The 13,608-nt window shown below is 56.3% G+C and carries 10 protein-coding genes and 1 pseudogene; 7 read left to right on the top strand and 4 right to left on the bottom strand.

Features of this window, described 5'->3' with window-relative positions:
- The first annotated feature begins 353 nt into the window (after window positions 1-353).
- The 3 genes and pseudogenes from J3456_RS13075 to J3456_RS13065 form a co-directional block, all read left to right on the top strand.
- Window positions 354-4,010, top strand: a complete 3,657-nt coding sequence (locus J3456_RS13075; RefSeq protein ID WP_349580618.1) for a vitamin B12-dependent ribonucleotide reductase — start codon at window positions 354-356, stop codon at window positions 4,008-4,010.
- Window positions 4,011-4,574: 564 nt separating this feature from the next.
- Window positions 4,575-6,077: a TniQ family protein gene (locus J3456_RS13070; RefSeq protein ID WP_349580617.1), complete on the top strand. Its 1,503-nt coding sequence runs from the start codon at window positions 4,575-4,577 to the stop codon at window positions 6,075-6,077.
- 94 nt (window positions 6,078-6,171) lie between these two features.
- A pseudogene (locus J3456_RS13065) lies at window positions 6,172-6,619 on the top strand (transposase); the annotation flags it as partial.
- A gap of 395 nt (window positions 6,620-7,014) precedes the next feature.
- Here the strand turns inward: J3456_RS13065 and J3456_RS13060 are convergent.
- Entirely contained in the window at window positions 7,015-7,449 is a 435-nt protein-coding gene (locus J3456_RS13060) for an EamA family transporter (RefSeq protein WP_349580616.1), read from the bottom strand.
- A 40-nt stretch (window positions 7,450-7,489) separates the two neighbouring features.
- Window positions 7,490-8,247, bottom strand: a protein-coding gene (locus tag J3456_RS13055; RefSeq protein ID WP_349580615.1) for an IS5 family transposase whose coding sequence is annotated in 2 segments (ribosomal slippage) — window positions 7,490-7,926 and window positions 7,926-8,247 — 759 coding nt in all. Because the reading frame shifts where the segments join, the coding sequence is not laid out codon by codon here.
- Window positions 8,248-8,663: 416 nt separating this feature from the next.
- On the opposite strand from J3456_RS13055, the gene J3456_RS13050 reads away from it, so the two are divergent.
- From J3456_RS13050 to J3456_RS13035, 4 genes are all read left to right on the top strand, one after another.
- Entirely contained in the window at window positions 8,664-9,017 is a 354-nt protein-coding gene (locus tag J3456_RS13050) for a phasin family protein (protein WP_349580614.1), read from the top strand.
- Window positions 9,018-9,060: 43 nt separating this feature from the next.
- Window positions 9,061-9,474, top strand: coding sequence for a c-type cytochrome (locus J3456_RS13045; protein WP_349580613.1), 414 nt, complete (start codon window positions 9,061-9,063; stop codon window positions 9,472-9,474).
- Window positions 9,475-9,608: 134 nt separating this feature from the next.
- Window positions 9,609-10,040 (top strand): DUF302 domain-containing protein, encoded by a 432-nt coding sequence (locus J3456_RS13040; protein WP_007117506.1) that lies wholly within the window; start codon window positions 9,609-9,611, stop codon window positions 10,038-10,040.
- A gap of 325 nt (window positions 10,041-10,365) precedes the next feature.
- Window positions 10,366-11,760, top strand: a complete 1,395-nt coding sequence (locus tag J3456_RS13035) for an MBL fold metallo-hydrolase (protein ID WP_349580612.1) — start codon at window positions 10,366-10,368, stop codon at window positions 11,758-11,760.
- Window positions 11,761-11,790: 30 nt separating this feature from the next.
- On the opposite strand, the gene J3456_RS13030 is transcribed toward J3456_RS13035, so the two are convergent.
- Both J3456_RS13030 and J3456_RS13025 read right to left on the bottom strand, forming a co-directional pair.
- Window positions 11,791-12,192: a CBS domain-containing protein gene (locus tag J3456_RS13030; protein ID WP_349580611.1), complete on the bottom strand. Its 402-nt coding sequence runs from the start codon at window positions 12,190-12,192 to the stop codon at window positions 11,791-11,793.
- Window positions 12,193-12,369: 177 nt separating this feature from the next.
- Window positions 12,370-13,302 (bottom strand): FAD:protein FMN transferase, encoded by a 933-nt coding sequence (locus J3456_RS13025; RefSeq protein WP_349580610.1) that lies wholly within the window; start codon window positions 13,300-13,302, stop codon window positions 12,370-12,372.
- Window positions 13,303-13,608: the final 306 nt, after the last annotated feature.

Raw genomic sequence — 13,608 nt, 5'->3', positions numbered from 1 at the left:
ATCTTTGGGGATATCCTGAGGCTGAATCACTTCGCGCGCGGATGGGGCAAGTAGCGGCGCATCGGTCAACTGTCCTCCCGGAAATAAAACGTAAAAAAACCGTTGACCGATTAGGTCTATCTACGTCAGTTTGTGGGGGTCAAGTAGAGCGCCACAAGATGTTGTGTGCAACGCAGCCGGCGCTTTGGCAGTGGGGACAGAATACAAGAACCAGTGTTTCAATGGGATTCCAGCCGCCCGCGTCAGCAGGTGGCACGGCGAAGCTCTGTCCAAACTGCCAACAAACGGGGGGAGACGGTCTGCTCAGAGCGGGTCGGCTAAAGATTTTAAAAGTTTAGAAAAGGGCAGCGACGATGAAGATTGAACGGAATTTCACCAAAGCCGGGCAGGACGCCTATGCGGATTTGGACTTTGTCACCACGGTGTCAGAGATCCGCAACCCTGACGGTTCGGTGGTGTTCAAGCTCGACAACGTCGAAGTCCCGAAATCATGGAGCCAGGTCGCAAGCGACGTGATCGCGCAGAAGTATTTCCGCAAAGCGGGCGTGCCAAGCGCCACGCGCCGTGTCAAAGAAAAGGGCGTGCCGGAGTTCCTCTGGCGCTCGGTCCCCGCCGAGAGCGCCGAGATGGGGGGAGAGACCTCCTCCAAGCAGGTCTTTGACCGGCTGGCGGGCGCTTGGGCCTATTGGGGCTGGAAGGGCGGTTATTTCTCGACCGAAGAAGACGCCCGCGCCTATTACGACGAAATGCGCCACATGCTGGCCAGCCAGCGCGCGGCTCCCAATAGCCCGCAATGGTTCAACACCGGGTTGCACTGGGCCTATGGCATCGATGGTCCGGCGCAGGGGCATTACTATGTCGACTATAAAACCGGGAAACTGACTCGTTCGAAGTCGTCCTATGAGCACCCGCAGCCCCATGCCTGCTTTATCCAGTCGGTTGCCGACGATCTGGTGGGCGAGGGCGGTATCATGGACCTCTGGGTTCGTGAGGCGCGGCTTTTTAAATACGGCTCAGGCACAGGCACCAACTTTTCATCGCTCCGCGGAGAGGGCGAGAAGCTGTCGGGCGGCGGCAAGTCTTCGGGTTTGATGGGTTTTCTTAAGATCGGCGATCGTGCAGCCGGCGCCATCAAATCCGGCGGTACCACCCGCCGCGCGGCGAAGATGGTGATCGTCGACGCCGACCATCCCGATATCGAGGACTTCATTAATTGGAAAGTGCTCGAAGAGCAGAAGGTGGCAAGCATCGTCGCCGGCTCCAAGATGCACGAGCAGAAGTTGAACCTCTTGTTCGACGCGATCAAGGCATGGGACGGGGCCGCGGCGGATGCCTATGACCCCGCAAAGAACGACCAGCTGAAGGCCGCGATCCGCGAAGCCAAGAAGGTCGCGATCCCCGAAACCTACGTCAAGCGCGTGCTGGATTACGCCAAGCAGGGCCATACCGGCATCGAATTCCCGACCTATGACACCGATTGGGACTCCGAGGCGTACAACTCGGTCTCGGGCCAGAACTCCAACAACTCGATCCGGGTCACCAACGCCTTCCTCAAGGCGGTGGAAAAGGACGCCGATTGGGAATTGATCAGCCGCACCGAAAACCGTGTGGTGAAAACCATCCGGGCCCGCGATCTTTGGGATCAGGTCGGTCATGCCGCATGGGCCTGCGCCGATCCGGGCATCCAGTACCACGACACGGTGAATGACTGGCACACCTGCCCCGAAGACGGTGCGATCCGCGGCTCGAACCCCTGTTCGGAATACATGTTCCTTGACGACACGGCCTGCAACTTGGCGTCGATGAACCTGCTGACCTTCCTCAAGGACGGCGTTTTCCAGGTCGAGGATTACATGCATGCCTCGCGTCTGTGGACCGTGACGCTTGAGATCAGCGTGATGATGGCGCAGTTCCCCTCCAAGGAGATCGCGCAGCGCTCCTATGACTTCCGCACGCTTGGGCTTGGCTATGCAAATATCGGCGGGCTGCTGATGAACATGGGCTATTCCTACGACAGTGACGAGGGCCGTGCCCTTGGCGGGGCGCTGACCGCGATCATGACCGGCGTGGCCTATGCCACGTCGGCAGAGATGGCGGGCGAATTGGGGGCCTTTCCGGGCTATGCCAAGAACGCTGAGCATATGCTGCGCGTCATCCGCAACCACCGCACCGCCGCCTATGGCAAGGCGGATGGCTATGAGCAGCTTTCGGTCAAGCCAGTCCCGCTGGATCACGCCAATTGTCCACAGGACGGGCTGGTCGACATCGCCAAATCATGCTGGGACGAGGCGCTGAAGCTGGGCGAGGTGCATGGCTACCGCAACGCCCAGACCTCTGTCATCGCGCCCACGGGCACCATCGGGCTTGTGATGGACTGTGACACCACGGGGATCGAGCCGGACTTCGCGCTGGTGAAGTTCAAGAAACTCGCCGGAGGCGGGTACTTTAAGATCATCAACCAATCCGTGCCCGCAGCGCTTGAGAAACTCGGCTACGGCTCGGCCCAGATCGAAGAAATCGTCAGCTACGCGGTGGGCCACGGCACCATCGGCAACGCGCCTGCAATCAACCATACCACGCTGGCGGGTCACGGCTTTGGCGCGAATGAGTTGGCCAAGGTGGATGCCGCGCTGAAGCAGGCGTTTGATATCCGTTTCGTGTTCAACCAATGGACGCTGGGCGAGGCGTTCTGCACGCAGGTGCTGGGCATCCCGACCGAAAAGCTGAACGACCCGACCTTCGATCTGCTCCGCTCCCTCGGTTTCAGCAAGGCGGATATCGAAGCGGCCAATGACCACGTCTGCGGCACCATGACGCTGGAAGGCGCGCCGCACCTCAAGGCAGAGCATTACGGCATCTTCGATTGTGCCAACCCCTGCGGCAAGAAGGGCAAACGCTATCTGTCGGTCAACAGCCACATCCATATGATGGCGGCGGCGCAGAGCTTCATCTCGGGGGCGATCTCCAAGACGATCAACATGCCGAATGACGCCACTATCGAGGACTGCCAAAAGGCCTATGAGCTAAGCTGGTCCTTGGGCATCAAAGCCAATGCGCTTTACCGCGACGGCTCAAAGCTGAGCCAGCCGCTGGCGGCCGCGCTGGTCGAAGACGACGATGACGCTGCCGAGACACTGGAGAGCGGCAACACGCATGAGAAAGCCGCCGTGCTGGCCGAGAAGATCGTCGAGAAGGTGATCGTCAAAGAGATCATCAAATCGCACCGCGAGAAGATGCCGCAGCGCCGCAAGGGCTATACCCAGAAGGCGAATGTCGGCGGGCATAAGGTCTATCTGCGCACCGGCGAATACGAAGACGGCAAGCTGGGTGAAATCTTCATCGACATGCACAAGGAAGGCGCGGGTTTCCGGGCGATGATGAACAACTTCGCCATCGCGGTTTCCGTGGGCCTGCAATACGGCGTGCCGCTGGAGGAGTTCGTCGATGCCTTCACCTTCACCAAATTCGAGCCCGCGGGCATGGTGCAGGGCAACGACAGCATCAAACAGGCGACCTCGATCCTTGACTATGTGTTCCGCGAACTCGCCGTGTCCTACCTCGACCGGACCGATCTGGCGCATGTGAAGCCTGAAGGCGCGACCTTTGACGATCTGGGCCGGGGTGAGGAAGAGAACCTTGGGAATGTGAGCGAGTTGAGTGAGAACGCGGCGAATAAATCGCTTGAGGTGCTCAAGCAGATCAGCTCGTCCGGGTATCTGCGCAACCGCCTGCCGCAAGATCTTGTGGTGCTGCAAGGCGGGCAAAACGCGGACGCAGATGCGGGCCCGCAGGGGCTCGCCCCACAGGTCAGCGGCAGCGGTGACTTGGCCTTGGCGGTGAAATCCTCCACAGCCGTCAGTTCCGGCGGGGTCAGCCTTGATGCGCGGGCCAAAGCCAAGATGCAGGGCTACGAAGGCGAAGCCTGCGGCGAATGCGGCAACTATACGCTGGTTCGCAACGGCACCTGCATGAAGTGCAACACCTGCGGCGGCACCAGCGGCTGTAGCTAAACGGGGTTGTGGCGCTCATTTGCGAGGGTCTTAAGGCCTGAGGGCGCTCAGGTGCTCGCAATTTAAAAAGGCAAAGCTGTAAAAATCCGTAATTTTGTCGGAATTTCAAAATTTGGCGGAATTTGGTGTCAAGTGAAATTACTTTAATTCAGGCGACTTAAAGAAAGAATTATGGAAAATAGCTTATAAAGGCGATTTCTTGAATTTTTGAAATTTCCTGCGAAGCGAGCTTAGCTCGTGTAACATGGGTAAAAAGACAAGGGGCAAGTGCGCTTGCCCCCTTAAAAAAATGGATGTTGACATTTGCTCTTAAAATTGAGGATCCTCTGGGAAAGAGCAAAGAGAAACCACCTATAATCGACGTTTCTTGAGGGCTGATGATGTTACACGGCCCGGGAGCTTTTCTTTCTAGGTCTGCAGGGACACCAGATGTAAGTGCGCTTACCTCCTGAAGAAGACTGAGCCAGAGGCATAGAACAAACCGAGCGTTAAGATAGTGGGCTGAGTCATTCAAACCTCGGGGTGCCCTTGTGGCGCGCCTTTTTCTTTGCAACATCCAAAACCATGAGATTGAAGAACACGGTTCCGCTCCATTCTGACGAAACAACGACATCATTTGTCGCGCGTTTGGCGTTTGCCAACGGGGTTCCAACAATTGCAGATCTCTTGCTTGATGCTGAGCTGACTATGGCGGAATTCCTAAAGGGGGACCCAAAGGTTTTCAGAAAGCTTTTTGAACTTTCTGGAGTCCCCGTTTGCGATCTACTGAGGCAGGCATGCGTGCCAACCGGACTGTCTCGATACCGATTGTTTGGACATGACCTGGGAAAGCAACATCTCTTGCGCGGAGAAAGTCGAGTTTGCCCGGCGTGCCTTCGTAGCGATTTCGACATGCAGCTCACCCCTGAGGCGATGGCAAAAACCTATGGTCGTACGCTCTGGGTGATTTCGTCAGCACGGGTCTGTCCTGTTCACAAGCTTGCCTTAGTTCCACCCCCGGAAGACTCTTCCAAACATGAATTTGTAGATGCATGGCTGCCGTGGATGTTTGAGGTGATGGAGGGTGAACTCGACCAGGACGTCACCGAGGGTGGTGTATACGAGGATCACATCGTTCGCCGGCTTGACGGCGACCATCCCGAAGGATGGGCCACCAGCTTCCCTATCGGTGCATTGGGCGCGATTTGCGAAGTGTTGGGGGTATCGGTCATCCACGGGAAGACAGCGACTTTGACCCAACTGGCGCAAGAAGAACTGGCCACAGCGACATCTACAGGGTTTGCTCTATTGAATGGCGGCCCTAATAAAGTTCTTGCCTACTTCGAGCACCTGAGAATGAACCCCGGGAAGCCCCAGGATCGGCCACAAGCTTGTTACGGTAAGATATATGATTGGCTGAAACGTGGGGCAGGGAGTGGCACAGAGTTTGAGCCTCTTCGAGAACTAGTGCGGCAACACATTTTAGAAAACTGGCCGCTGGGTGCGGGGGATCAGGCACTGGACTACGTCATGGCTGACCGACGTCTCCATTCGATTAGGACGGCGGCGAAGACCCATGATCTACACCCGAAACGATTGCGCCACATCTTGGTCGATGCAGGCATCATACAGGACAGCAATCTGGCTGACTTCAAGGTCATCTTCGACGCAGCAGAAGCGCGTGAGTTCCTCGAGCAGGCAAGTGGGTCAGTCGGATTTACGGCCGCACAAAAGAGACTGGGGCTGACCCGTGGCCAGATGGAAACGCTTATCAAAGCCGAGATTTTGGTTCCGGGTGAGGGGGGCGATCTGGCACGCCCAAGGTTCACTGAGGCTACAATAGTGTCGTGGGTGGAGCTGTTTGGTTCATTTCCTGAATCTAAGAAGTGGGAGACGTTGACCAGTATCGCCGATGCGGTCCGCAAGCACCGGGCATCTACTGATCGTATTTTTAAGCTCATCCTAGAATGTCGCGCCAAGAAAGTCTTCCGGCTGCAGGGGCAGAGTGCATTTTCCGCGATCCTGATCGACAAATATGAAATTTCTATGCTTCTTCGGGACGACGAAAACACCGAAGAAACGGTTTAGGGCTACGGATCAACGGGCGCATTTTGACAAACTCGCTCTTGATCGAAGGACCATCGATTGATTCAGTTCCTGTGAGGGATTGAAGGAACCAGTGATGATGGGGCCGCGGCAGGAGGCGCAATCGGCGCAGTTCTACGAAATCTCGCTCGAGGATCATGTCCCGTAGAACCACCTGCTGCGCTCCATTGATCGGTTCGTCGACCTGCCCGGATCCGCACCTACCTTGTCCATTTCTACAGCTACACTGGACGGCCGTTTGTCGATCCCCAGCTCCCCATCAGGATCCTGCGGGTGGGCTATTGCTTCGGCATCCGATCGGAGCGCCAGCTTTGCGAATAGGTACATATGAACCTTGCGTACGGTTGTTCTGCCGCCTCGACTTGAGCGACCGCATCCCGGATCTTTCCAAATTCTCCAAGAACCGGCACGGCCATTCCCGTGAGAGTGAATTGCTCCGGCAGCTGTTCGAAACGACCGTCTCACCGCGTATCGACGAGGGGCTGGTCAGCGGTCAAAGGATGTCCGTTGATGCCAGCCTTATCTAATCTGAGGCCAACAAACAAAACTCGACGTCGAAGGAGGAGATAAATTGCGTCATCATCAACCTCCGTGCCGAATACAAAATTTATACCATCAGTCCGGTCAAAATGGAGGAGTTTTCACACAGTCTCCGGACCTTCCTGCCGTTCGCTGCGGCCGCTCAGTTTCCGTTGCTGTTGAGAGGACCTTTGGGCGGAAGTGCGGGTTGCGGACTATCGCTACATGACGCTCGAACGCGAGCTTTCATACGTCAAATTCTTGAGAACGTTCAAGTTCTACGACCTGATCTTTTGGCTAAGTCCCTACGCATTAGAGAATGTCCTGAAGGTAGGTCGACATGATGTTACTACCGAAAATCATTAGGCACCGTTCTGTTCTGAAACCTTTTTGAAACATATCATGCCAAGGCTACGAGGACGGCGCCGAGCCCGATCAGACCCACTCCGCTCCACCCGGTCGCCGATAACTTCTCCCCCAGAAAAACCGCGGCGATAATTGCGGCGAGCACAACGCTTAACTTGTCGATGGGTGCGACCTGCGAGACCTTGCCGAGCTGAAGCGCACGAAAATAACACAACCATGACGCGCCAGTCGCAAGACCGGACAGCACCAGAAATATTGCCGTCTTCGGGGAGATCGTGGATAGTAACTGCACCTCGCCCGTCAACCAGATCAGAAGGCCCAGTGCGAAAACAACGACGATGGTGCGCAGAAAAGTCGCAAAGTTGGAGTTGACGCCCGACACCCCGACCTTTGCAAAGATCGCAGTTAGCGCGGCAAAAATGGCGGCGAGAATGGCCCAAAAGAGCCAAGATTCTGAAACGGAATGCATGAATTTTCCTCTTTTGAGTTTAAGCGTTTAGGCTCAGGACTCATAGCCAGTAGATGACAGTGGCGGCGAGAGCGATGGCTGAGAGGAAGACCTTTGGGCATCGGTCGTAGCGAGTGGCAACGCGCCGCCAGTCCTTGGGTCTGCCGAACATGATCTCGATCCGATTGCGGCGTTTGTATCTGCGCTTGTCATACTTCACCGTCGCCTTCCGCTGCTTTCGTCCGGGGATGCAGGCGTGTATCCCCTTGTCTTTTAATGCTTCTCTGAACCAGTCGGCGTCGTAGCCGCGATCGCCGAGCAGCCAATCGACATCCGGAAGACTATCGCAAAGCGCTCGCGCACCTATGTAGTCGCTCACCTGTCCTGCCGTTACGAACAGGTTGAGTGGGCGCCCCCGGCTATCGCAGATTGCATGAAGTTTGGTGTTCATGCCGCCTTTGGTTCGTCCAATAAGACGTCCACGCCCCCCTTTTTGACGCCCAAACTGGACGCTGTGCGATGAGCCTTCAGGTAGGTAGCATCGATCATCACGGTATTCTTTTCGCTGTGCTCGGCAGCCAGTCCCACCATCATCTGTGCGAAAATGCCTTTGTCGCTCCAACGCTTCCAACGGTTATAGAGCGTCTTGTGGGGGCCATACTCCTTAGGCGCATCTCGCCATCGCAAACCATTGCGATTGATGAAAATAATCCCGCTTAAAACCCGCCGATCATCGACACGAGGTTTGCCATGGGATTTCGGAAAGTAGGGCTCCAGCCGCGCCATCTGCGCATCGTTCAGCCAGAAAAGATCAGACATATCACCGCTCCGTTTTCGGACGGTGAATCATGCGGCTCCACGATAATCAATGGGTCCTGAGCCTAGTAGACTTTTAGTTTGACCTCAGATTGACAAAAATTAAATCGATGGTCCGCTAATAGGATATGCTTCTTTGTCACGGGCCGTGGGAAGGGCCTGTGGCGGTTGAGCTAGCGGATTTGACCCAATCCGCAGCGCAGTTAGGCGCTACGGCCTTTGGCCGCCGGTCGAGGTACTATGCATCACTACCCGGTACCGCCGTCGTACCCGACATTGAGCACCGCTATTTTACAGACCTTACCCTCCGCCAGAATGATTTAGATCAATGTGGTTGGTTGAATGTGGGTTAAGCTATGTTTGGTCGCTGAGCAGTTTCGGAGCAGCAGAGTAGCCGCGCAGATAAAGAGGTGTGAACGATGAATGTAAACGATAAGGCGTCCACGATTGCCAACATCGACCTTCCCGCGATCACCGTCGCCATGATGGCGACAAACCCGGTCGCCACCAAGGGCTGGCTCGACGTCATTTCCGAAAGCACGCGCTTCGTGAACAATCGGCTGCAAGAGAATATGAACGCTCAAAGCGCCATGCTCGCCTGCAAAAACCCTGGCGAATTGTTGCAGGTCCAAGCGGAGTTCTACGAGATAGCCTTGGCCCAGTATGCGGAAGAATTCACCCGTCTATACAGGATGATCTCGACTACAACTATCAATACAGCAGAAGATGCGCGAACTGGTCATGCTCGTCGCTATGACGATATTCCGCTTTAAGCATGGCTCACCCACAATAGGACGTCAGTAAAGCAGGTCACATATGAAACACTTTCTCGTATTGCTTCCGCTTCTCCTTATTGGGACTACTATGGAGGCCCAAAGCCCAGGGGAAGCCCTTTTTATGGAGAACTGTGTGGCTTGCCACGGCACCGCGGGGCGGGGGGATGGCCCTTTAGCGGCGGGGTTGGCCACGAAACCCGCAAACCTGACCGAGATCGCCGCGCGCCGCAATGGGGTTTGGCCGATGCTTGAGATCATGTCGGTCATCGACGGCTATTCACGAAATACCCTCCCGCGCGAAGATATGCCTGTTTTCGAGAATCTTTTGGATAATGAGATGGTCGAATTTGATACCGGAAATGGCGCTAATACTTTGGTGCCAGCAAAATTGATCGACATCGTCGAATTTCTGTTAAGCTTACAAGATCCAGCGCCCACCAGCTACGTTCCTTGAACGGTGTTTGATGAGCGACGGGTCCGAGATTGCCACGACCGAAGCCGCAGTTGCGCCCTTAGGTTGATGCATATCAATGCAAAGCGGGGGGTTCGTGCAGCAATATTTCATTCAGCTTTAACGGGAGGATCACGATGAAACGCCTTGCAGTAATACTTGTCGCCATAACCGCAGCCTCGCAGGCCTTTTCCCAAGGCATGACGACCTATTCTGTCGATGACAGCTTTGAAGATGTCACGTTTGCTGTCGAAAGCGCGATAGTCGACCGTGGGCTCGTTGTCGATTATGTCAGCCATGTTGGGGACATGCTCGCCCGAACGGGTGCGGACGTGGGGAGTGACGTCAAGCTTTTCGACGCAGCAGATGTGTTTATTTTCTGCTCAGCTGTGACCTCTCGTAAGGTGATGGAGGCTGACCCCATGAACATCGGCTATTGCCCCTATGGGATATTCGTTGCCGATCAGGGCGATGAGGTGATCGTAGGTTTCCGCAATTACCCCGAAGGCGCCATGCAGGAAGTTCAAACTCTATTGGACGGTATCGTCAAAGACGCCATTGGGAATTGATTTTCGCGAAAGGAGGTCAGTCGAACTTGCCGATATGGGCAGCGCATGCAGACGCCAATCAATGGCACTGAAACTCAGCAATTTCAGATTAAGCGGTCCTTTCCCAGCCAATCTCATTTTCAGTCTCGGCCAGGTTCGGATCAATGATCTCGGCGCGCTTTTAGAGGAGATTGGATGTCTCGTCCTTGTGATGCTGCGACAGCCAGAGAGATAATTCGTCTTAACCCTCGCTGGGCTACGCAATCTTTCGAAAAAAGAAAGCCAGTAGGGCTGAATGCGACGCCTCGCTCGAACCGTTACGGACCTGCAATGAGGATTTGACCGAATGAAACTTTCTTTTCACGGAGCGGCGCAAAACGTCACCGGATCCTGTCATCTTTTGCAGTGTGCCGGTCTGCGTATCTTGATCGATTGCGGCATGTTTCAGGGCCGACAGCATACGGATGAGGAAAACGCAGGGGCTTTTGGTTTTGAGCCTTCCGAGATTGATGTCCTTCTTCTGACCCACGCGCATCTGGACCACTGCGGACGTATCCCGCTGTTGGTGAAGCGCGGGTTTAAAGGCGAAATTATCTGCACCGCGCCGACCCGCGATTTGGCCGAATTGATCATGATGGATTCCGCCAAGATTCAGGAAGAGGACGCAGCCCGCGCCACCCGACAGCGACGGCGGCAGGGAAAATCCCCGATCACACCTTTATACACCATTCCAGATGTCCTCGCCGCGCTGAAGCGCTTTGGCCGCGTCGTGGCCTATGAGGAGCCGCTCAAGATCAGCGAAGGTGTCGATGCCCGCTTTATCAACGCGGGTCACATCCTGGGTGCTGCGTCTGTTGTTATTGACGCAGTGGAGGAGGGGAAGAGCCGGCGCATCGTTTTCTCGGGCGACATTGGCAATCGCTGGCATCAGCTTCTTCCTGATCCGACACCGCCGCCAACGGCTGATTACGTTGTGGTCGAAAGCACTTATGGCGATCGTCAGCATCGCCCGCTTGACGGCTCAATTGAGGAGCTTCTTGAAGCCGTGCGCGAAACCCTTTCGCGGGGGGGCAATGTGATCATCCCCACATTCGCTTTGGAACGCACGCAAGAGGTTCTATTTTATCTGGCGAAGGGCATTAACGGAGATGTATTTGCTGCGAACACGCCCGTCTTTCTCGACAGTCCGATGGCGATTTCCGCGACCGAAATATTTCGCGCCCATCCGGAGGGGTTTCGCGACCACCTTCGCCGCGGAATGAGCAGGGGGGCGGATCCCTTTGTGCTCCCCGGTTTGCGCCTCACCCGCGACGTTGTCGATTCCATATTGATCAACAGGGTCAGGGGGGGCGCCATCATCATGGCAGGATCAGGCATGTGTACCGGGGGCAGGGTGCGACACCACATGAAGCAGAATATCTGGCGCAAAGAATGCAGCATTGTATTTGTCGGCTTCGCCGCGCTTGGCACCTTGGCGCGTGACATCATCGACGGGGCCAAGTCCGTTCGTCTTCAAGGTAAGGACATGCCCGTCAATGCCAAGATCTACACGATTAATGGTTTCTCGGCGCATGCGGATCAACAGGAATTACTGGATTGGCTAGGGACGACCGGCAAGCCTCGGATGACCTTTCTGGTGCATGGTGAAAGAGACGGCGGCATGGAAGGTCTGCGGCAGGAATTGGAACGCAAGGGTCTTCCAGTGCGCTGCCCAGAACTGCATGAGGTTGTTGATCTTTGAGCCGTTGCACGGCCCGTGTTCAGACAGGGGTCAGGCGGACCAGTTGTCCAGCAACGCACGCAGAATATCACCACGGCTGATCTGTCCAACAAGCTTACCACCACGAAGCACAGGAAACCGGCGATAATCGCTGTTCAGAAACCACTCGGCAGCGGTTACGAGATCAAGGCCCGCATCCAAAGTCTTGGGATTTGCGCTCATGTAGGCGTCGACCTGACCGCCCCATTCTTGATAATAGGCTCCATTCAAAGCGGCGCGCAGGCAGTCCTTCTTTGACAGCACCCCGACGAGCCGACCTTCGTCATCAACGACGGGCGCGCCGGAGAGCCGCTTTCCCAGCAGTGTATTCATGGCATGCAGGATTTCGAATTCCGGTTTGAACAGGACCAAATCAACGGCCATGTAATCCGCGATACAAGGTCGCTCGGTCATGTCCGATCTCCTTTGGTGCCATGTTTGGGGCAGGCGGCGCAGTCTGCGCCCGGAATGCAGGACAACCCGCCGCATGAGCCTTTGATCGGCGCACGGCCAAAGAGGGCTCCGAGCCCAAGCCCGGCAAAGGCGCATAAGAACAATCCGAATGTGATCATAAAAGCCATCATCGCTGTCTTACCCCCAGATAATCCGGTCCGCGAACCGGCCTGTTATGTCTTGGCGCAGTCCCGGCCCATCGCGCGACAGGAACAGGGCATCGAGCCCTGCGGCCTGTGCAAAGGCCGGTCCCTGTTCCGACCCCATCGCGAAAAGCGCAGTGGCCAGCGCATCCGCCGTTATGGCTCGTGCCGCAAAGACCGAAACCGACGCCAGCGCCGTGTCTGAGGGTGCCAACAACTGCGGATTGATGATGTGGTTATAGCGGTGCCCGGCGAGGGCGTAGCTGTTTATCAAATCGCCCGAGGTTGCCAGAGCTTCATTTGTCAGCCCCACCACGCATTGCGGTGCCACTTGTCCGGGCAGGGGGCGTTCGACTGCCGCACGCCAGACAGTGCCATCGGGCTTCAACCCGCGTGTTGCAACTTCGCCGCCTAGTTCCAAAAAGAACGTGCGAAGGCCGAGTGACTCTAAAGCGGCGACACACCGGTCGAGCGCGTGGCCCTTGGCAATGCCGCACAGGTCTAACGTTTGCCGCGGATGGGCCTTGCGCGCGCCGCCGGCCCCCACCGTGAGGTCATGAATCGCGCCTTCCGGCCCCGCCGTGATTGGGCCGAAACCATATCGGCCCACAAGACCGCCAAGGGTCGGATCAAAAGCGCCTCGGGTTTTGTCGGCAATGCGCTGTGCCTCGGCAATAGTTGCGAGGGTCTGGGACGAAAGCGGTTGCCAGTCCGTGGTCTCTGCGCGGTTGAACACTGAAATTTCCGACCCTGTTCGAAAGGGTGACATCGCCGCGTCAACTGATGCGATGACGCCAGTGATCACCCGGACAACAGCATCTGCATCGGCTCCGCTTCCCAGCCGCACCCGCCAGCCTGCGCGAAAGGCCGGACCCTCTATCTGTAACAGGTCAGACCCCGCCGCCGGAAGCGCCGTTGCGACAAGCATGGCGCCGCTGCCCCCCAGAAAACCACGTCGAGAGAACCGCATCACCTATCCTCCAAAATCGTCGTTGAAAATATGGTCCGGGCCGACCCCCAAATCATCAAGCATGGCGAGGACCGCCTTGATCATCATTGGCGGTCCGCAAAGGTAGTATTCGCAGTCATGGGGCGCCGGGTGGGCCGCCTGTTGATTGTCACTGAGAACTGACCCGGTATTTTCACCGAGATTTGACCCACCCTCAGTTATGCGTCGTGGTTTATGACGCGGTCAATGTTTTGGCCTCCTTTCGTGTTTTCTTTGCAGCCTCAG

Origin of the sequence: Sulfitobacter sp. NFXS29 (genome assembly GCF_040148765.1) — a bacterium.
Classification (GTDB): domain Bacteria; phylum Pseudomonadota; class Alphaproteobacteria; order Rhodobacterales; family Rhodobacteraceae; genus Sulfitobacter.
The sequence above is the reverse complement of the archived record's forward strand: the minus strand, read 5'-3'. Positions and strand labels throughout refer to the sequence as shown.